The 20,306-nt window shown below is 68.2% G+C and carries 18 protein-coding genes; 9 read left to right on the forward strand and 9 right to left on the reverse strand.

The annotated features are described in order from the left end of the window. The first annotated feature begins 43 nt into the window (after window positions 1-43). On the forward strand, window positions 44-283 hold the full coding sequence (locus WEG36_06395; GenBank protein ID MEX1257228.1) for a hypothetical protein: 240 nt from the start codon (window positions 44-46) through the stop codon (window positions 281-283). A gap of 15 nt (window positions 284-298) precedes the next feature. Here WEG36_06395 and WEG36_06400 read toward each other — a convergent pair whose 3' ends face one another. From WEG36_06400 to WEG36_06440, 9 genes are all read right to left on the reverse strand, one after another. After that, a complete protein-coding gene (locus tag WEG36_06400) occupies window positions 299-1,135 on the reverse strand; it encodes an SAM-dependent chlorinase/fluorinase (protein MEX1257229.1) in 837 nt (278 codons plus the stop codon). Continuing rightward, window positions 1,108-1,332: a hypothetical protein gene (locus WEG36_06405; protein ID MEX1257230.1), complete on the reverse strand. Its 225-nt coding sequence runs from the start codon at window positions 1,330-1,332 to the stop codon at window positions 1,108-1,110. Before WEG36_06405 ends, WEG36_06400 begins: the two co-directional genes overlap by 28 nt. Before the next feature lie 13 nt (window positions 1,333-1,345). Further along, complete coding sequence (locus tag WEG36_06410; protein ID MEX1257231.1) at window positions 1,346-2,476, reverse strand: P-loop NTPase; 1,131 nt, start codon at window positions 2,474-2,476, stop codon at window positions 1,346-1,348. A 176-nt stretch (window positions 2,477-2,652) separates the two neighbouring features. Beyond that, entirely contained in the window at window positions 2,653-2,883 is a 231-nt protein-coding gene (locus WEG36_06415; protein MEX1257232.1) for a NifU family protein, read from the reverse strand. A 160-nt stretch (window positions 2,884-3,043) separates the two neighbouring features. Beyond that, entirely contained in the window at window positions 3,044-3,658 is a 615-nt protein-coding gene (locus WEG36_06420) for a hypothetical protein (GenBank protein MEX1257233.1), read from the reverse strand. Then, the gene (locus tag WEG36_06425; protein MEX1257234.1) at window positions 3,655-4,545 is read right to left on the reverse strand and encodes a hypothetical protein; all 891 of its coding nucleotides are present in this window, start codon (window positions 4,543-4,545) and stop codon (window positions 3,655-3,657) included. The genes WEG36_06420 and WEG36_06425 overlap by 4 nt, the downstream gene beginning before the upstream one ends. Continuing rightward, window positions 4,542-5,561 (reverse strand): carbohydrate kinase family protein, encoded by a 1,020-nt coding sequence (locus tag WEG36_06430; GenBank protein ID MEX1257235.1) that lies wholly within the window; start codon window positions 5,559-5,561, stop codon window positions 4,542-4,544. Before WEG36_06430 ends, WEG36_06425 begins: the two co-directional genes overlap by 4 nt. Further along, the gene (lepA, locus tag WEG36_06435; protein MEX1257236.1) at window positions 5,554-7,353 is read right to left on the reverse strand and encodes a translation elongation factor 4; all 1,800 of its coding nucleotides are present in this window, start codon (window positions 7,351-7,353) and stop codon (window positions 5,554-5,556) included. The genes WEG36_06430 and lepA overlap by 8 nt, the downstream gene beginning before the upstream one ends. 58 nt (window positions 7,354-7,411) lie before the next feature. Beyond that, window positions 7,412-8,443, reverse strand: coding sequence for a DUF4384 domain-containing protein (locus WEG36_06440; protein ID MEX1257237.1), 1,032 nt, complete (start codon window positions 8,441-8,443; stop codon window positions 7,412-7,414). Between the two features lie 138 nt (window positions 8,444-8,581). On the opposite strand from WEG36_06440, the gene WEG36_06445 reads away from it, so the two are divergent. From WEG36_06445 to WEG36_06480, 8 genes are all read left to right on the forward strand, one after another. Next, window positions 8,582-9,511, forward strand: a complete 930-nt coding sequence (locus tag WEG36_06445) for a DUF58 domain-containing protein (GenBank protein MEX1257238.1) — start codon at window positions 8,582-8,584, stop codon at window positions 9,509-9,511. A gap of 7 nt (window positions 9,512-9,518) precedes the next feature. Beyond that, the gene (locus WEG36_06450) at window positions 9,519-11,444 is read left to right on the forward strand and encodes a BatA domain-containing protein (protein ID MEX1257239.1); all 1,926 of its coding nucleotides are present in this window, start codon (window positions 9,519-9,521) and stop codon (window positions 11,442-11,444) included. A 10-nt stretch (window positions 11,445-11,454) separates the two neighbouring features. Next, the gene (gene mfd / locus WEG36_06455; protein MEX1257240.1) at window positions 11,455-14,769 is read left to right on the forward strand and encodes a transcription-repair coupling factor; all 3,315 of its coding nucleotides are present in this window, start codon (window positions 11,455-11,457) and stop codon (window positions 14,767-14,769) included. Between the two features lie 24 nt (window positions 14,770-14,793). Further along, entirely contained in the window at window positions 14,794-16,314 is a 1,521-nt protein-coding gene (locus WEG36_06460) for a peptidylprolyl isomerase (GenBank protein ID MEX1257241.1), read from the forward strand. Window positions 16,315-16,392: 78 nt separating this feature from the next. After that, window positions 16,393-17,718 carry a peptidylprolyl isomerase gene (locus WEG36_06465; GenBank protein MEX1257242.1) on the forward strand — a complete coding sequence of 442 codons (1,326 nt, stop codon included), beginning with the start codon at window positions 16,393-16,395 and terminating at the stop codon, window positions 17,716-17,718. Next, entirely contained in the window at window positions 17,715-18,683 is a 969-nt protein-coding gene (gene pdxA / locus WEG36_06470) for a 4-hydroxythreonine-4-phosphate dehydrogenase PdxA (GenBank protein ID MEX1257243.1), read from the forward strand. The genes WEG36_06465 and pdxA overlap by 4 nt, the downstream gene beginning before the upstream one ends. Before the next feature lie 82 nt (window positions 18,684-18,765). Next, window positions 18,766-19,452 carry an ATP-binding cassette domain-containing protein gene (locus WEG36_06475; protein ID MEX1257244.1) on the forward strand — a complete coding sequence of 229 codons (687 nt, stop codon included), beginning with the start codon at window positions 18,766-18,768 and terminating at the stop codon, window positions 19,450-19,452. Further along, window positions 19,449-20,306 carry a permease-like cell division protein FtsX gene (locus tag WEG36_06480; protein ID MEX1257245.1) on the forward strand — a complete coding sequence of 286 codons (858 nt, stop codon included), beginning with the start codon at window positions 19,449-19,451 and terminating at the stop codon, window positions 20,304-20,306. The genes WEG36_06475 and WEG36_06480 overlap by 4 nt, the downstream gene beginning before the upstream one ends.

Genomic DNA, 20,306 nt, shown 5'->3' on the forward strand with positions numbered 1-20,306 from the left:
CCCTCGCGACCCGGCGCTCCGGGTCCGCTACTGGAGAATTAAAATGATCGGAACGCTCCTGGCTTTCTTCGCGGTGGGGCTCGCGACGATCGTCGCGATCGGAATCGCGCTCGCCGCGATTGGACTCGTTTTCTCGGTCGCGTGGGGACTGGCGACCTTCATCCTCTTCAAGGTCGCGCCAATCGTCTTCATCGGCTGGGTCGTGCTGAAGCTCTTCGACCGGCGGAAGTCGCGAGGCGAGCTCTCCGCGGCGGACCGCGAGTGGCTGGAAAGCGGTCGGTAACCTTCCCTCAGCCGGTCATGCAGGTGCGACCCCGGGGCGGGATGTTCCGCCCCGGGGTCGTCTTATGCGCACCGGCGTCCCCACCCCCGCTTCCAGGAGCTCCGCCGCGGAGCTGTCGCGCGCGGCGACCTCGAGACACCCGTCGGAGTTGATGAGGGCGGCGAGCTCACGGGGCGCCACCTCGCCGTACGTCTTCGCAACGGGGATCGTCCTCCCCTTCACTTCTACTTCGTCGGCCTCGGCGAGCGTCCCCCCGGAGAGGTTCGTCAGGAGGTTTCCGAAGTGGTCGAGGGCGATCACGCGCCCGACGATCGCCTCTTCCTCCACTTGGACCTTGGGCTCCTCGATCCGGACCGGATCCTCGATCGGCGGTCCGAGCCGCGAGATCGGAATCCCTCGCGCGAGGTAGGCCGCGGCGGGAGCGAAGATATCCCTTCCGTGGAAGGTGTGGCCGGGCTCGGGGAGGATGTAATCGCGATTCACGATCTCCACGATCCTCGCCTGCTTGGCGGCGCCGAGGACATGGCTCAATACTCCGTTGTCCGGAGCGACGACGAGGCGGCGGTCCACCTCCGCCGCGAGGGCGCGCCGCTCCGTGCCGACGCCTGGGTCCACGACGACCAGGTGCACCGTCCCGCTCGGATACCGGTCCCAGTAGCGACCGAGCGCGAGGGAAGCGCTCGCCACGTCCCCCTGGGCGAGGTCGTGGCTCACATCGTCCACGATGACGCCGGGGTAGATCGAAGCCATGATCCCCTTCATCGCGCCGACGTATCCGTCGCGCCCGCCGAAGTCCGTGAGGAGAGTGATTCGCGCCATCGCGTTCAGGCGCTCGCGGTCCGGGGACGCCACGCCGTGGACTCCTCGAGGCGGTCGAGGATCGTGGCGTGGTCTTCGAGAGCGTCGAGTGTCAGATCTCCAACCTCCGCCAGCGAGATCCCGTGGAGGCGAAAGTCTTCGAGCGTCTCGGGAAAGTCGCGCGCGATCACGTGCAGCGGACGCGACGAAAGCTCCGCGCGCGAGGGACGGGGGAGAAAGGGCATCTTCACGGGAAGGTCGCTCTCAGCCCCCCTGGCCCGCCGGCGCGGCAACTTCCCTGAAGACCCGGCCGGCCAGCTCCAGGAGCGCCTTCCCCGCGGGAGAGCCGGGAGCGGAGAGGACCGTCGGCGTCCCCGCGTCTCCCGCGCGCCGCACGGCGGGGTCGAGGGGCACGGAGGCAAGGAAGGGTAGGCCCATCTCGCGGGCCAGCCGCTCGCCTCCGTCCGATCCGAAGACATCCACTTCTTGGTGGCAATGCGGACAGGCGAGGATCCCCATGTTTTCGACGATTCCCAGGACGCGTGTGTTCACCCGCTCGAACATCTTCACTCCTCGGCGCACATCCCCTACCGATACCGCTTGAGGCGTCGTCACCATGACGGCCCCGTCCAGATCTATCGTCTGCACGAGCGAGAGCTGGGCGTCCCCCGTTCCCGGCGGCATGTCCACGATCAAAAAGTCGAGCGGTCCCCATGAGACCTGCTCCAGAAACTGCTTCAGGATTCCGGAGATGAGCGGCCCCCGCATGATGGCGGGCTGCTCTTCCTCGAGAAGGAATCCAAGGCTCATGAGGCGAACCCCGTGGGCCTCGAGCGGTTCGATCATCTCCTTTCCCTTCTCTCCCATGACCTTGGGGCGCCGTGTCTCTCCGAACATCCGGGGAATGTTGGGTCCGTAAATGTCGGCGTCCAGGAGCCCCACGCGGAGCCCTTCCTTGGCGAGCGCCGCCGCGAGATTCGACGCGACCATGGACTTCCCGACGCCGCCCTTCCCGGAGGAGACGGCGACGATGTGGTCCACGTCGGAAAGGATTCCCGGCTTCGGCGTGGGCGCGGGAACCGACCCGGGCTTGAGACCGCCGTGACCGCGTGGCGGCGGACTCGCCGCGGCCGCGGGCGCCCCAGCGGTCCGCGGGAGTTGGAGATTCACCTTGACGCCGGAGACGCCCTCGACAGCTTCGACGGCGGCGCGCGCCTCTTTGACGAGCGAACCGGGGTCCTCCGTGCGGAGGAGGAAGGCGAAGCGGACCATTCCCCCATCGTCCACCACCAGGTCCTGAACGCGGCCGCCGCTGACCACGTCTTCACCGGTCGAGGGATGCCTCACCCGGCTCAACGCCTGAACCACCGAGTCCTTCAGGGTTTCCGCCGACATGGTCTTCGTTCGTAGCTCCGCTGTATGTCTCGCCCGATCCAGTCGGGTTCGGGGGCCGGCGCGTCTCCGCACGGCCCTGGAATTTCACGCCCCATACACGACGACGGCGCTTCCTCGGTCGAAGAAGCGCCGTCCCGCTCACCCCCGGGGCGGCCGCGCCGCCCCTGGCGAACGAATCAGATGGCGAGGACTTCCGTAATCTCCGGGACCGTGCTCCGAAGCCGCTTCTCGATTCCCTCCTTGAGGGTCAGCATCGAGATGGGGCAAGACTCGCATGCCCCCATGAGCCGGAGGTGGACGATGCCGTCGGTTTCGTCATAGCCGAGGAACTCGACGTCCCCTCCGTCCGCGTGGAGGGCGGGACGGATCTGATCCAGAACCTGCAGGATCTCGCGTTCCTTGGACATGGCTCACTCTCCTGAAAGAAGGCCGGTTCGGGGCCCCTTTGGGGTCCGATCCAGCTTCGGCGAAGCTACCTGGGCCGCGGCGAGCCGGTCAACCGGAGGCCCGCCCCGTTCGGGAGCGGACCCCGCCACGCGGGCCGATTTCCCGCGCGTAACGCCATGCCTACTGAGACCCCTCGCCTCCCCCCACGGTTCCGGTGGGTCGAACGAGGGTGCTCAGGGCGTGCAGGTCGCCGAGGATCGGGTCCCGGAAGAGGAGGCGGCGCCGGACGAGGCGATCGAGCCAGGAGCGGGCTTCTCCATCCGCCGCGATCTCGGCCACCTCGCGGGCGGGGACGCGGCGCCGCAGCTCGACGACCTCCCAGAGCGCCCGTTCCCCATCGGACCCGAAACCGATGAGCTCGAAGCGCGCGGGCGACGTCTCCGCGACGACGGCCAGCCGGTGGCGGTCCAGAACGGCCTCGATCGGCTCGCGGTGGCGACTCCGGACGCCGGCGAGGACAAAAAACACCTCCTGGTCGGCCTCCGGCTCGCGCAGGAGCAGCTTCGCCACGACCTCGTCCGCGCAGGAGTAGTCGAGAATGGAGACGGAAGAGAGGTCCACCAGGGAAAGCGTCGGGCGGGGGAGCTCGCCGAGTTGGCTTTCGATGGCCTGGCGCACGGCCCGCCCGGTCGGTCGCGTGACCAGATGCGAGTAGAGGCTGGCGACGCTCCGCCGGAGGATCGCCTGCACGTCCACGGAGCAGGCCGCGAGCCGGGGATCGGGGACGCCGGTCATGGCACTTCCGCCCGGGCCGGAAGAATGATGGTGATCTGCGCCCCCGGGAAAGGAGCGAGTCCGTCTTCGAGGGGAGGGAGATCCTCCCACTCGGGGACGTCGGCGATGCGGGCGGTACCGCTCCGGATCGCAATGACGCCATCCCAACGGCGGACCTGCTTCCGGATCTGCTGGATCCCCTGCCCGCGCCCCTGATCGGGGAAACGGGTGAGCCCGTGGATGAAGGCCGCCTCGAGGGCGGTCGCGTCTCCCCAACGATCGGCGAACCGCCCCGCGTGCTCCGCCGCGAGGGAGCCCCGAAAGCCCCGTCCCACGTCGCCGACCCCGATCACGAGGACCTGGCGTCCCAGGCGCTTCTTCCAGAGGTAGGTCTGCGCGCAGACCCACCCCGGGGCGTCCGCGTGCTCGAGGATGTTCTGGCACACTTCCGACAGGATGACCGAAAACTGGACAACTGCGGAAACCGGGTAAGAAAGGGTGCGCGAAAGGATCGTTCCGGCTCTCTCCTGGACGCGCTCGACGACCTCGTGCACGTCCTGGTTTTTGGTCACCTCGGTGATTTCGAGGAGGACGTCGGAAGATTTCCCGGTGCGCGAGGGAAGGGTCCATCCGCTCTCGAAAAGCTCGCGCGCCGCCTCCGCGAATCCCATGCGCGCGAGGTAGCTCGGCACGTCGCCGCCGTCGGGAAGCTGAAGGCCGGGGCGCGCTCCGCTTCGGTCGGCCGCGACCCGTCCGGCGCTCAGGAGACCGAGAATCCCCACCGGATCCACCCACCGTAGGTGCCGGGCGTCGAAGAGGACCTTTTCCGACCCCGCCGCATCCAAAGCCGCGATGAGCTGGTCCACGGTGTGGTAGTCCAGGGAAGGCGGAACTTCGAGGACTCTCATCGTCCCGCCTCTCCCACGTCCAACCGCCCCGCAAGGTAGGCACCGAGGCCACGAGCCCCGCGGTAGCGGAGGTTTCGCGCGGCAATCCGATTCGCGGTCCCCATCGCTTCTTCGAGAGAATCTCCCCCGAGGAGACGCGCGAAGAGGGTCGCGCCCCAGACGTCGCCGCACCCGGTCGGGTCCCCCGTCTCGAAGTCCTTCTCCCCTTCGATCTTCGCGCTTCGGGCCGGGCCGGGGACCGCGAGACTCCCCCGGGTCGCGGACCAGGTGAAGGGATCCGGTCGGAAGCCCGCCCCGGCGACGTAAGCGGCGCCCCTCGCCCCGAGCGTCACGGCCACCAGCTTGAGCTGGGGCCCCACGATCCCGGCGGCGAGGGCCCAGGGATCTCCCTGGGCGCGCCCGAGGAGCTCGAATTCGGTTTCGTTCATCTGCACCGCGTCCCAGCAGCGGAGCCACTCCGCCCATTGCGGAAGGGGACGTGGGATCCGATCACCTTGCCGCCCGATTCCGAGAAAAAGCGAATGGAGATCGGCATAGGTCGGTCCGCGAAATCGTTCCCGCAGCGTGACCGCCGTCTCGAGCTCCATCTCGAAGCCCGAGATGAAGTTTACATAAAGGGCGTCACATTGGGCCGCCCGAGGCCCGAGCTCGGTCCAAACCCAGGGGGGAACGCCCCCACTGAGACGCTCGGCCTCCCGAATCTGGCCCGAGTACCGGAGCTCGACCCGATTGTTGGGCTGGGGGACGACCTCCACTCCTGGCTCGGGGTGGACGCGGGGAATGGAGCGGAGGAAACGGAAGGCCTCCTCGGAGAGGTCGCGGCCGACCTTGAGGAGAGGGACGATCCGCCACTCCGCGGGAAGTGAAAGGGAGAGCGCCTCCAGAGCGTACCCGATTCCACCCCACTCCTCGATCGGCTCGTTCCGTCCGTCCCGCTGGTAGATCGTGTCCCACACGAGCGTCCCCACGACGCCGAGGAGACGTTCCGGAGCGGGCGCCGAGTCGGGGTCAGGCATCGAGAGAGAGTACCGCGAGGAAGGCCTCCTGCGGAATCTCGACGGAGCCCACCTGCTTCATTCTCCGCTTTCCTTCCTTCTGCTTCTCCAGAAGCTTCCGCTTCCGGGTGATGTCCCCACCATAACACTTCGCGGTGACGTCCTTTCGCACGGGACGGATGTTCTCCCGGGCCACGACCCGGGTCCCGATCGTGGCCTGGAGCGCCACCTGGTACTGCTGGCGCGGAATCAGCTCGCGCAGCTTCTTGACGAGCTCCCTCCCGTATTGTTCGGCCTTGTCACGGTGGATGATCACCGAAAAAGCGTCCACAGGATCACCGTTCACGAGGATGTCGAGGCGCACCAGCTCGTCCGGGCGGTACTCGAGGAACTCGTAGTCGAAGGCCGCATAACCGCGCGTCCCCCCCTTCAGCCGGTCGTAGAAGTCGAGGATGATCTCGGCGAGTGGGAGGTCGTAGTCCAATTCCACCCGCTCGCGGTCCAGATAGTGCATGCCTCGAAAAGTGCCGCGCCGTTCGTGGGCCAGCTTCTGGACGTTGCCGATGTATTCCGCGGGACAGAGGATGCGCGCGCGAACGATCGGCTCGGAGACGCTTTCGATGGCGCTCCGGTCGGGGAGCTTCGTCGGCGTCTCGACGTGGATCAGCTCCCCGTTCGTCAGCCGCACGTGGTACTCCACGTTCGGCACCGTCGTGATGAGCTGAACCCCGAACTCGCGATCGAGTCGTTCCTGGATGATCTCCATATGGAGGAGTCCGAGAAAGCCGCAGCGGAAGCCGAATCCGAGCGCGGCCGAGGTCTCCGGCTCGAAGTTGAGGGAGGCGTCGTTGAGCTTGAGGCGATCGAGGGCGTCGCGGAGCTCTTCGTAGTCGTCGGCGTCCGTGGGGTAGAGCCCGGCGAAAACCATGGGGCGCACTTCTTTGTAGCCGGGAAGGAGCTCGTCCGCGCGATGGCCGGCGTCCAGAATCGTGTCGCCGGGGCGGGTGTGCGACACCTCCTTGATGGCGGCGACGACGTAGCCTACGTCCCCGGGACCGAGCTCCGGGCGCGGGACGCGCTTGAGCTGTTGCACCCCGACCTCCGTCACCTGGTAGGTCTCGGAGTGAGAGCCGAAGGCGATCGTCATGCCGATGCGAAGGGTCCCGTCCACGACGCGGATCGCGGGGACGGCTCCAAGATACTGGTCGTAGTATGAATCGAAGATGAGGGCGCGAAGGGGTGCGTCCGGATCGCCTCGAGGTGGCGGGACCCGCTCTACGACCGCCTCGAGGATCGCCTCGATTCCCTTCCCCTCCTTCGCCGACGCGAGGAGGACGGACTCCGGATCCACCCCGAGGAGCTCGGCCACCTCGGCACGCCGGCGCTCCGGCTCGGCGCCCGGCAGGTCGATCTTGTTCAGGACCGGGATGATCTCGAGACCGGCGTCCAGCGCCAGGAAGAGGTTCGAGAGCGTCTGGGCCTGGATCCCCTGACTCGCGTCCACGACGAGGAGGGCGCCTTCACAGGCGGCGAGCGACCGAGAGACCTCGTAGGTGAAGTCCACATGCCCGGGAGTGTCTATCAGGTTGAGGTCGTATTCCTCCCCCCCCTTCCCCCGATAACGCATCCGCACCGCGTGGAGCTTGATGGTGATTCCCCGCTCCCGCTCGAGCTCGTTCGAATCGAGCACCTGGGCGCGCATGTCGCGCGAGTCGAGCGTTCCCGTGGCTTCGAGGAGCCGATCCGCGAGGGTGGATTTCCCGTGGTCGATGTGCGCGACGATGCAAAAGTTGCGGATGTTCGAAGTGCGCACGGATCGGAAGGCGATGAGGAGCCGGACGGAACGACCCGCAAGCTAACCCAGGCGCGCCTTAACGGGGAGGCGAATCCGGCGATCCCCTGGAGCGGCGCTCCAGAGTGGGGCGCCCCTGAGGCGTTTCGGGTCCGGTTCCGAGAGGATCTCCGGCGGCCGGAGACGCGCCCGGCAGGACGCTCGAAGGGGGCGAGAAGACGCCGAGAGGCGGCTGTGGCCCGGCGGAGGTCGTCCCGCGGGGGATGAGAAGGGCCGCAGCCGCGTCCGTGGGTCCGGTGCGCGCGTGAACGAGCGGCGCCCCCGACTCCCCGGGCACTCGCGCCTTGAAGGCGAACTGCGATTGTCCCGGATTCGGGGGGAGCGGATAAAGCGCGCGGCTCCCCTGGTAACGCGTGGCCGCGTAGAAATAGGGGTCGTTATAGATGATGACCCGGTAAGAAAGGCAGGCCTGTTGGTACGGGTTCCACCGCTCGAAGGGTTCGGCCGTGTGGCAGTTGTAACAGAGGAAGCGGGGGTAGGAGTACGCCTGCCCGACGTGGTAAGCCGCGAGGTCCACCGCCATGCTTCCCCGCGTGCGATCCGGTGCGAGCGCGGTCGTGACCCCGTCGAGAATCACGTACGGGTCCTCCCGGACGGGCGCTCCGACCCTTGCGAGGGTCGCCCATTCCTCCGTCCTCGCCGGGATGTCCACGCCGGCGAAATCGAGCGGGCTTTCGGAGGCGAGCGCGAAGAAATACCCGACCCCGGGAGCCTCCGCGACCTCCCAGTCGGTAGAATTCTGGAAGAGGAGCCGGTAGTCCTGGCCGGCCCTCACTTTGAGAGGCTCGTCCAGCCCGGCCGGGAAGAGGAGCCTGAGGACCCCATCCGTGTTCAGATGGAAGAGGGCGACGAAGGCATCCCGGGATGCCCGGTAGTAGACCCGAACCCGGTCCCCGCCCTGGAGGACCGGATCGGCCCCTCGATCCAGCCAGATCCGCGTCTCCATGGCGTCGCGCGCGCGCGCATCGGCGGGGCGCTGCACCATGCCTTCGGCCGGGCTCCCCAGAAGGAGGGCGGCCGTGACCGCGAAGGTGGCCGATCCGATCCGCATTACGTCGCCTGAATCCGTGTGAGACCGCTCCGAGTGCGCCGCGGGGACGTCCCGGGCGGGTGCGTCCGGGATACAGCTAGTCGGAATGCGGCCAAAACGTTCCATCCCTCCCGGCTCTCTGATAACTTTCGGGCACTGATGAATATCCCCTCCGTCGCCTCCGGCCGCGGTCGTCGCGGCGACCTGCTTTCCGCGGAAGAGCTGGCCGCCCTGGGCGGACTCGAGGTGCTGGTCGAGGCCGTCGTCGAAGGTTTCTTCATGGGGCTCCATCGCTCCCCGCACCGGGGCTTTTCCGCCGAATTCGCCGAGCTCCGCGGCTACCGCCCCGGGGACGACCTCCGTCACATTGACTGGCGCATGTACGCACGCTCGGACCGTTTCTACGTCAAGCAGTTCGAGGAGGAAACGAACCTACGCGCATACCTTCTCGTCGACGTCAGCACGTCCATGGGATGGAGCTCACGACCGGGCACCCTCCCCACCAAGCTCTGGTACGGCCGCACGCTCGCGGCCGCGCTCTCACTCCTCCTCATCCGCCAGGGGGACCGGGCCGGGCTCGCCCTCTTCGACGATCGGATCCGCGGTTGGCTTCCCGCGCGCGGAGGTAGACGCCAGTGGATCGAGCTCCTGCGGCGGCTCGAGGGCCTCGAGGCCTCGGGAAAGACGGACGCTTCGACGGCGCTCCGGGAAGTCGCGGTCCGGCTGCGCAGGCGCGGGCTGGTGGTCCTCATCTCGGACCTCCTGGTGGACCCGGAGCAGACCCTCACTGCCCTCCGCTACCTTCGCCACCATGACCACCAGGTGCTCGTCTTCCACCTCTTCGATCCCGGGGAACGAGAGCTTTCGGGGACCGGGGACGCTCGCTTCCGCGACCCGGAAAGCGGGGAGGACCTGGTCGTGGACGTGTCGGACGTGCGGCGCGAATACCGAGAGGCGGTGAATGGAGCGATCGAGGAGTGGCGGCGGCGGCTCCGAACTTCGGCCATCGAATACCAGGTGCTCGATACGTCCGGGCCGCTCGGGCCCGCCCTCCGCGCTTTTCTGAGAAAGCGCGAGGGACTCGGTTGACCGGACCATGACCCTCCTCGCGCCGCTCTTTCTCCTCGGGCTCGCCGCGCTCGCGGTGCCCATCCTCATTCACCTCCTCCGCCGCCGGGAGAGTCGCACACTCGACTTCCCCGCGCTCCGGTACCTCACCCGGACGACCAAGGAGCAGGCACGCATCATCCGACTCCGCCAGCTCCTCCTTCTCGCCCTCCGGATCGCGGCGCTCGCGCTGATCGTCCTCGCGGCGGCGCGCCTCGTCCTGCCTCTGGGCGGGAGGGACGACCCCCCCGCCGGGCTCGCCCTCGTCGTGGACAACGGGCTCAGTTCCGGAGCGGTCCTGGGTACGAGCCGGGTCCTCGACTCCCTCGTGGCACGCGCCCAGGAGGCGCTGGACCGGACCGGGGAGAGGGATCTGGTCTGGATCGTGGCGGCCGGAGAACCCTGGAGCGCCTCCCTCCCCCTCACGCCGGAGCAGGCGCGAATCCAACTGGCCGGCTTGACCCCCACGCACGTGACGGCGGACCTCGGTGCGGCGCTCGCGCGGGCCGCCGCCCTGATGGAGGCCGGGGCTCCGGAGCTTCGGGAGATCGTCCTCGTCTCCGACCTTCGCGCGGGGTCGCTCGATTCGGTCGAGGAGACGGGCGGGGTCCGCGGGCAAGCGGTCAGGATCGCGCCTCCTCCGGCAGGCCCGGCGGCGAACCGCGGAGTTGCGGAGCTCCTCGTCTCGGGCGGCCTCACACCCCGTGCGGGGGAGCCCGCCGAGCTCCTCGTCCGGGTTTCCGGGCCCGATCTGGATGGGACACTCGTCCGCGCGTATCTCGGGGAGCTCCTCGTGGCGACCGCGCGGACGGGCCCGGACGGCCTGGCGATCCTCCCCCTCCCGGTCCTCGAGGCGGGATGGGTTCGCGGGCGGGTCGAAATAGACCCCGACGACCTGCGGGGAGACGACGCCGCCTTTTTCGCCTTTCGCGCGGTTCCGTCTCCAATCGTCACGGCAGTGGGGACCCTCTCGCCCTTCCTCGAAGACGCCCTCGCCGTTCTGGAAGAGGCGGAGCGGATCCGGATGGGCGCCGGGGCGGGAACGGAGCTCTTCATCGCCGGGCCGGGGGGGACGGTCCCCCCTCCCTCGGAAGCCCCCGTCCTCCTCGTTCCTCCGGACGATCCCGCCCTCCTTCCCTCGCTCAACCTCCTCCTCGCCGCCCTCGCGCCGGGGTGGAGGGTCGAAGCGCGGGAGATGGGCGCCCACGGAGAGCGTGCGGTCACGGGCGGATCCTATCGCGCCCTCCTACCGCCTCTTCCGCCGGTCCACCTCGCCCACGAGATCGTCGCGCCCGACGAGGGGAACGCCGGAGAGCCGCTCCTCACCTTGTCCGACGGGACCCCCTGGCTCCTCCGGATCCCCGGGACAGGGCGGCCGATCCTCGTCCTCGCCTCGCCCCTGACCCTGGAGGCATCGGGACTTCCGGCTTCCTCCGCGATGGTCCCCCTCCTCGACTTCCTCACGACTTCGGCGGGCGACACCCCCGAACTCGCCGGGGTCCCGTCCGGCAAGGCGGTCACGGCACCAGACGGCGCCTCCGCGGTCCGCACGCCGGACGGAACGGTGCGGGCCCACCCCGGCGGCCCCCTCTTCGCGGAGACCGGGGCCGCGGGGATCTATGAGTTCATGACGACCGGCGACCGGGGGCCGACTTTCTTCGCCGTCAACGCGGTGACCCCGGGCGCAGGCCCATCTCTCGACCGGGAGGCGGCGGGCCGCCGCCTCGCCGTCGCTTGGGCAGGGACTTCGGGCGCCGAAGCGTGGCCGGACGCAGTCCTTTCCGGACGCCGAGGGCTCGAAGTCTGGCGGCCCCTCGCGCTGATTCTCCTCCTCGTCCTCGTCGCCGAGGGATGGCTCGCCGCTTACGGCGGACACGGCGCCAAAGAGCGGGCGCCGGCGGGAGCGCGGCCATGAGCAAGACTCGATGACACGCCGAACCCACGCCGTCCTCGACGCCCTCGAGTCCCTTCCCCTGGTCCGCGTACTAAACGCAAAACTCCCCCGGGGAGGAGAGCGGGTCACGATCGGCGGGAACGCGGGCTCCGCCGGCTCCGCGCTCGCCGCGGCGCTCCACGAATCCAATCCGGGTCGGATCTTCGTGCTCGTGGCGCCGGATCCCGACCACGCGGCGAGGATCGAAGCCGACCTCGAATCGCTTCTCGGAGAGGGCGCACCGCATCTCTTCCCCCAGACCGAGACGCGGTTCTACGCGGAAGAGGAGGCGGACCCAAGGATCGACGGCCTTCGGGTGGAGGCGGTCGAGGCGCTCCTCGGGGGATCGGGACGACTCTTCGTCACGACGCCGCGAGCGATTCAGGAGCGGATGGCGATGCCGGACCGAGTGGCGCGGCTTCGCCTGGCCCTCGCCGTCGGCGAAGAAATCGGCTTCGCCCTCCTCGTCGAGGAGCTGGAGGCCATGGGGTATCGCCGGGTTCCCCTCGTCGAAGAGGTGGGACAGATCGCGGTGCGGGGCGGGCTCCTCGACATCTTTTCGCTCGGGCTCTCCGATCCGGTGCGGATCGAGTTCTGGGGCGACGAGATTACCTCGATTCGCCTCTTCGAGGTGACCGATCAGCGCTCCACCGGGACGCTCTCCTCGGTCAACCTCCTTCCGGCGTCTTTCCGCCCCGCCGCGGCGTCGGCGGGCCCTTCCGTGCGGCGCTCCCTCCTGGAGGTCCTTCCCACCGACGCGATCCTCGTCGGGTTCGAGGGGGCGCATTGGGAGGAGGACTTCGGGCGAAGCTGGCACCAGGCGAGTGGCATCAAGGCGGACCGCGAGGCGGGGGGAGAGAAGCTTCGTCCGGTGGACGACATCCTCCTTCCGCCGCAGGACGCGTCGGAGATCGTCCGCCGCCTTCCCGCGCTCCGCGTGACGCGCGAGGGCGGGCATCCGCTCTCTCTCGAGGCCACGCCGCCCCCGGCGATCGAACGGAAGATGGACCGGCTCGCCGCTTTCCTCGACGAAGAAGCCTCCCGCGAGGCGCGGACGCTCATCCTCTGCGACAACGAAGGTCAGGCCGACCGGCTCGAGGAGATCCTCTTCGACAGGGGACGAGGGCTGCACGCGGTCCAGGTCGGACTCGGAGCACTCGAAGGAGGGTTCCGGATTCCCTCTTCCCCGCCCCTGAACGTCCTCACGGATCACGAGATCTTCCGCCGGAGCCGGCGGGTTCGATCGGGGCGGCGATTTCAGGGGGCGGTCGCTCTCGAGAGCCTCGCCCAGCTCACTCCCGGCGACTACCTCGTGCATATGGATCACGGGATCGGGCGCTTTCGCGGACTCGAAAAGATCGAGGTGGGAGGGGAAAACCTCGAGGTCCTCGTCATCGAATACGCGGACGAGGAGATCCTCCGCGTCCCCGTATACCGCCTGGACCTCATCGAGCGGTGGGTCGGAGACACGGATCAGGGCGAGCCGCCCGCAGTCCACCGGATCGGCGGGAAACGCTGGAAGGCGCTCAAGCGGAAGACCGAAGCCGCGATCGAGCGGATGACGCGGGAGCTCCTGGACCTCTATGCCGAACGCGAGCTCGCCGAAGGGTTCGCTTTTTCTGTAGATGCCCGCTGGCAAACCGAAATGGAGGCCGCGTTCCTATATGAGGACACCCCCGACCAGGCGCGGGCGACGCGCGACGTGAAGAAGGACATGGAGTCTCTCCGCCCGATGGATCGCCTGATCTGTGGTGACGTCGGCTTCGGAAAAACGGAAGTCGCGGTGCGGGCGGCTTTCAAGGCGGTCCAGGACGGCAAGCAGGTCGCGGTCCTCGCACCCACGACGATCCTCGTGGAGCAGCACGCACGGACCTTTGGCGAGCGGCTCGCGGACTTTCCGGTGAAAGTCGCCTCGCTTTCGCGCTTCCGGTCCGCGGCGGAGCAAACCGAGATCCTTCTCGCCGTCGAACGCGGCGAGGTGGACATCTTGATCGGGACGCACCGGCTCCTCTCCGCGGACGTACGCTTCAAGGAGCTGGGCCTCCTGATCGTGGACGAAGAGCAGCGCTTCGGGGTGAAGCACAAGGAGCGGCTCAAACAGCTCCGGACGGCCGTAGACGTCCTCACGCTCACCGCCACGCCGATTCCGCGAACGCTACAGCTGTCACTCTCCGGAGTCCGGAACCTCTCCCTCATCCAGACCCCCCCTCGGGACCGGCTCGCCGTCTTCACCCAGGCGATTCCCTGGAGCGACGCGCTCCTCCATGACATCCTGGGCCAGGAGCTCGACCGGGGCGGCCAGGTCTTTTTCCTCCACAACCGCCTCGACACGATCGACACGATCGCCGAGCGGATCCGGAGGATGCTGCCTTCGGCACGGATCGGGGTCGCACATGGACAGATGGGCGCCTCTCCGCTCGACCATGTGATGCGAGAGTTCGTCGTCGGGGAGCTCGACATTCTGGTCTGCTCCTCGATCATCGAAAATGGTCTCGACGTCCCGAACGCGAACACGCTCATCGTGGACCGGGCCGACCGCTTCGGCCTCGCCCAGCTCTACCAGATTCGCGGGCGCGTCGGGAGGTCCGACCGTCGCGCATACTGTTATCTCATCGTCCCCGATCAGATGACGGAGGATGCCCACCAGCGAATCCAGGTCCTGGAGCGCCACACGGAGCTCGGGAGCGGATACCAGGTGGCGCTCCGCGATCTGGAGATCCGTGGGGCGGGAAACCTGCTCGGGGCGGACCAGTCGGGCTTCGCTCATGCGGTCGGGCTCGACACCTACCTCCGGATGCTAGAGGACTCGGTGCGCCGCCTGAAGAGGGGCGCTGGTGGGGAGCGGGAATTCCCCGAACCGGAGGTTTCCCTCCCCGGTTCGGCGTATATTCCGGACCCGTATGTTTCGGATTCCGGCCAAAAACTGCATCTTTACCGGCGGCTTTCGAAGCTGGAGGACCGAGCGGAGGCGGAGGGGCTGCGGGAGGAGATGGTGGACCGTTACGGTCCGCTCCCGGAGGAAGTCGAGCGCCTTCTCGACGCGCATCGGCTGCGAATCCTCGGGCGGGAACTCGGGATAGAGAGGATCTTCGTGAAGGAGCGGGAGGGTCGCATCACCTTCCGCGCGGCGGCAAATCCGCGGATGGCCGCTCTGGAGGGGCCTTTCCGGGACCGGCAGGTGCAGGTCGAGGTGAGACGGATGATCCCCCTCTCCCTCACCCTGAGACAGGCCGGAACCGAGCCGCTCACCCGGACGCTGATCCGGGCGCTGGACGCACTCGTGGTGGACCGAGCACGGGCCGCCTGAACCCTGAAGAATGAGGCATTTCAAATGCGTGGGATGAACGCGATCCGTAAGACTGCCCTCCTCGCCATTCTCGCCGCCGCCGGGTGCGACGCGGGACTCGGGGGCGACGCAATCGCGCGGGCTGGAGACTTCCGCCTCCAAGTGGAGCCGGTCGCGCAGCTCCTCGCGCCCGCGGAGGGAATCCCGGTGGATTCAAGCGTGGTTCAGGCCGTGGCGGACTTCTGGATCGATTACACCCTCCTCGCGTGGATGCTCAACGAAGAGGGGGAGATGGACGCCGTGGATCTTTCCACGCTGATCGACCAGCAGCGATCCCGCATGGTCGTGGGGCGCCTGCGCGATACGGTCATTCAGGTGGACACCTCGATCACGGACGAAGAGCTCCGGGAGATCTTCGAGGAGACCCGCCCCGCGGATCAGGTCCGTGCCCGCCACGTCCTCCTCGGCTTCCCGGAAAACGCCACGCCCGCCCAGCAGGACTCGGTGCGAAACCTGGCGGGCCAGATCCGCGACCGGGCGCGGGCGGGCGAGAACTTCGCGACGCTGGCGGGAGAGTATTCGCAGGATCCCGGGTCCGGGGCGAATGGGGGCGACCTCGGATTTTTCCCCCGGGGGGCGATGGTTCCCCCATTCGACTCGGCGGCCTTCGCGCTGGGGATCGGGCAAGTCAGCGACGTCGTCGAGACCGACTTCGGGCTTCACGTGATCCGAGTCGAGGAGAGGAACAGCCCCGCGTACGACGAGCTCGGTTACGATTTCCGCCAGCAGGTTCATTCCGAATTGATCACGGAGGCCGAGACCCTGTTCCTGGACCAGGTCATGGCGTCAGCGAACGTCCAGATCCAGGAGGGCGCGGTGGCCCGCGTCCGGGAGCTCACAGCGAATCCGACCGTCGAGTTAAGCACGCAGGAGGCGGGGCGTGCGCTGGTCGTGCATGAGGGCGGAACGTACACGGCCGCGGATTACCGCGACTTCGTCCTCGCTCAGCCGATGGAGCTCCGGATGCAGGTGGAAATGGCCCTCGACGAACACCTCGAGGGATTCCTGGACGACCTCGTGCGGGACCGGCTCCTCGTCGCGGACGCGGCGCGCCGCGGGATCCAGGTCAATGCCCTGGAGCTCGCCCAGATCGAACTCGAGATCAAGAACCAATACGCGAGTTTTGGGGAGGCCCTCGCGCTCGGTTCGATCGAGCCGCAGGGATCCGAATCGGTTCGGGATGCCGTGTCACGCGAAGTCTGGAGCCTTCTCGAGGGCGTGGTGGCGGGGACGCGGGAGCTCCTCCCGCTCGGCGCCCTCTCCGTCCCGCTCCGGAACCACTACACCGCCGAGATCTCGCCCGAGGGCGTGGCGGCGGCGACTGCCCGGGTCGGTGAGATGCGCAGCGCGCCGCCGGAGGTTGTGGTGCCGGACATCGTGCCTCCGCCGGCTCAGTCCAGCCCCGGGACGGAGGCCCCGCCGGCCGAAACGACGCCGGGAGCCGGGACACCCCCCGCCGAGCCGGCACCGGGTGCCGGGGGCGATGCGCCGGGCGGCCAGGATTGATCGAGCGGAACGGGACGAGGGGCGACGTTGAGGATGCCCGGGGAACCCGTTGCCGGAGGACGGTTACGAGGGCATAACATGCGATTCGCACTCTCGTTTCTGACAGCGCTCCTTGTGGGTGTGTCCGTCGCGTCGGCGCAGGAGCCGGCCACAGGGGTGTCCCCGGGTCCCGACGAGTTGTTCGTGGACCGGGTCGTTGCCGTGGTGGGCGACTCGGCCATCTTCTATTACGACCTCCTCGAGGAGCTGTACACGCTGCAGGCCCAGGGCGTCGTCCTCCCCGAGGACGCGGACGAGCGGCTTGCACTCGAACGCGAAGTCCTGGACGCCCTCGTCGTTCGAACCCTGATCCTGCGCGCCGCCCAGCAGGACACACTCGCCACCGTGTCGGAGGACCGCATCGAGGCGGAATTCCAGCTCGCCTGGGAGCAGGAGGTGCAGAGCTTCGGAGGAGAGGCTCAGCTGCAATCGGCGCTTGCCACCACGGGGCGAACCGTCGCGCAGCATCGCGACGCGAGACGACGCGAGATCCAGGAAGGGCTCCTTCAGCAGCGCTACGTCCAGCTGCGCCGTCAGGAGATTCGCGTTCCCCCGGTGGAAGAAGCGGAGATCCGTGCCTACATCGAAGAGGAGGCGGACCGAATCGGGACGCGTCCCGCGACGGTCGAGCTTCGGCAGGTCGTCCTCCTGCCGGAACCGTCGGACTCGGCGCGCGCCGCTGCCCGCGAAGAGGCGGAGCGGATTCTCGCGCTCGTGCGCGGCGGCGAGGAGTTCACGGATCTCGCGCGGCGGTTCTCGGACGATGCCGGCACCGCACAGCGGGGCGGTGAGATCGGCTGGGTGCGCCAGGGGGAACGAATCCCCGAGCTCGAAGAGGCGATGTTCCGGATGCAGCGGGGAGGGGTCAGCGACGTCGTCGAGACGATATTCGGCGCCCACCTCCTTCGCGTGGAACGCGTCCGGGGGCCGGAGCGCCTCGTTTACCACATCCTCGTGGCGGCGGACCTCACCGAAGAAGACCTGTCCCGGGCCCGGATGCGCGCCGGTGAGATCCGAGATTCAGTGGCCGCCGGCGCTTCGATCCTCGACTTCGAGGGACGGGGAGACGAGGTCGGGATTCCGAACCAGATCGCGTTGGCCCTCGATCAACTTTCCACCCTTCCCGCCCCCTACGCCCTCCCACTCCGCAGCTCCAGCGCCGGCGACGTGGTCGGCCCGCTCGAATTCACCTGGCAGGGTCAACCGGTCGTCGTCGTGGCGGAGGTGACCGCGGTGCGCGAGGCCGGTGCCTTCACTTTCGAAGAGCTCCGGGGCCAGGTGCGAGACATCATCTCCCAACAACGCTTTCAGGAGCGGCTCGTCGAGCGGCTCATGGCCGAGACGCACGTAGAAACCCGCTGGTGAGTGGCGGCGCGCCGGGGATTCGCGTCGTCGCGACCCTTGGGGATCCGAGAGGAATCGGACCCGAGGTGATCGTGAAGGCGGCGCGCACGCTCCGCCGCGAACGACCCGACGCGGAAATTTTCCTCCTGGGTGACGCCGGAAGCCTGGACGCGCTCGGCGACGAATTCGACGCCCAGGCGGTCGGGGACTTCGACGGATCCCTCGACTCCGCGGGGACCATCTCTCTCGAGGCGATCCGGGAGGGCGTCGAAAGGATCCGGCGTCGCCAGGGCACGGTCCTCGTCACCGGTCCCGTGCACAAGCCGGCGCTCCGCGCGGCCGGCTCGCACTTCCCCGGACAAACCGAACTCCTCCAGGAGCTGGCGGGCGCAAGACGCGCCGGGATGCTAATGCACGCGGACACCTCGCGTGCCGGCGCCCCCCTCCGCATCCTCCTGGCGACGACCCACCTCCCCCTTCGTGACGTTCCGGAGCGCCTCACGCCCGCGCTCCTCGAAGACCAGATCTTCCTCCTTCACGAGAGCCTCCGGGACCGATGGCGGATTCCCGCGCCCCGCCTCGTCCTCTGCGCGCTCAATCCACATGCCTCGGACGGCGGCCTCTTCGGCGACGAGGAGGCGCGAATCCTGACCCCCGCCGTGGAGGCGGCGCGCGCGCGGGGTGTGGAAGTGACCGGACCCCTCCCCGCCGACACCGCTTTTCTCACCCTCCTCGACCGCACCGCCGACGGGGTCGTGGTCCCTTATCACGACGTGGGGATGGCGGTCTTCAAGACACTCGCCTTCGGGCATGGGGTGAACGTGACCCTCGGCCTCCCCTTCGTCCGCACCTCGCCGGACCACGGGACCGCCTTCGACCTCGTGGGAACGGGCCGGGCCGATCCTTCTTCCGCACTGGAAGCGTTTCGCCTCGCGGCTCGATTGGCGCCGGCCTCCGCGGGGGACGCGGAGGGGCCACTCTTTTGACACCGCCCCACCGCCAGAAATATCTTCTGAAGAACCGGGCTTCCGGTACGTTCGGTCCACTCCCCCGGCACGCGCCCCGGACGTGATCAACCTCTCCCACGTCACGAAGGAGTATCCCCCCCGGGGCCGCGCGCTCGACGACGTTTCCTTCCACATTCGCAAGGGCGAGTTCGCCTTCGTGACCGGACACTCCGGATCGGGGAAGTCCACGACGCTCCGGCTCGTGCATATGTCGGAGCGTCCATCCTCGGGAGAAGTGCGGGTCTGCGGGTATTCGTCCGAGGTGACCCCCCCTTCGGATGTCTGGAAGGTGAGACGGAAGGTGGGATTCGTCTTCCAGGATTTCCGGCTCCTCCCCGGCCGCACCGCCGCCGAGAACGTCGCCTTCGCCCTCGAGGTCACGGGAACCGCCCGGAAAGCGCTGGTGCCGCGGGCCAACCGGCTCCTCGCCAAGGTAGGCCTCTCGGCGAAGTCCGGGGCCGTGGTAAACGAGCTCTCGGGGGGGGAACAACAGCGGGTGGCGATCGCGCGGGCGCTCGTCAGCGAACCCCTCGTCCTCCTGGCCGACGAGCCCACAGGCAACCTGGACGAACGCTCCGCGCGCGGCATCCTCGAGCTTTTCCGCGAGCTGAACGCGCAGGGGATGGCGGTTCTCATGGCGACCCATGACCTGGAGATCGTGCGCAACTACCCGAGTTATCGCACGCTGGAGCTGAACGAGGGGCGCCTCGTTTACGACTCCGCGGCGGCACCGGCGGAACCCGCATGAGGTATTCGATTCGGGAGGCCTTCACCGCGATTCGACGGGCCCCCCTCCTCACCTTCCTGTCGGCGGCGATGGTGGGGCTCGCTCTCCTGGTCGCCGGGCTCTTCTCGATCGTCTCCTTCAACCTGCACGAGGCGCTGAATCGCGTGGAGGAGCGCGTCGAGATCGTCGCCTTCGTGCGCGATGACGCGCGGCAGGCGGAGCTGATCGCCGCGCAGGAGGCCATTCTCGGGATGGCGGAAGTCCGCGCCGTGCGTTTTGTCTCTAAAGAGGAGGCGCTCCGCCTGGCCGAGGAGCAGCTTCCCGAGTTCCAGGACATCTTCATGGGGCTCGAGGGAAACCCGCTTCCGGCTTCGATCGAGGTGGAGCTCCATCCCGGGAATCGGGATCCCGAGTCCGTCGCCCGGGTCGCGGGAGTCACCTCGCTGTATCCATTCGTGGAAGACGTCGTCTACGGCCAGGACTGGGTGGACCGGCTCTTCGTCCTCCGCCGGGTCGGGACGGTCACGACGACGATCCTGGGAATCGCCTTCGGCGCCGTCGCCGCGCTGATCATCGCCACCGCCGTGCGCATCGCGATCTTTGCGCGCCGCGAGGAAATCCAGATCATGCGACTCGTGGGAGCGACGAACGGATTCATCCGCCGCCCGTTTCTCCTCGAAGGCTTCATCACCGGTCTCGTGGGGGGGATCATCGCGCTTCTCCTGACGTACTCAGCCTATATGGCCGGGTCGCGCATGATCTTCCCGTTGGAATGGATCCCGGCGCGGTGGGTCGCGCTCGGAGTCCTCGCGGGTGGATTTTTCGGAGTCGCGGCGAGCGCGCTCGCGATCCGGCGATACCTCCAGGAGGTGTGA

The sequence above is a fragment of the Gemmatimonadota bacterium genome (genome assembly GCA_040882465.1).
Lineage (GTDB): Bacteria > Gemmatimonadota > Gemmatimonadetes > Longimicrobiales > Gaopeijiaceae > JBBEBG01.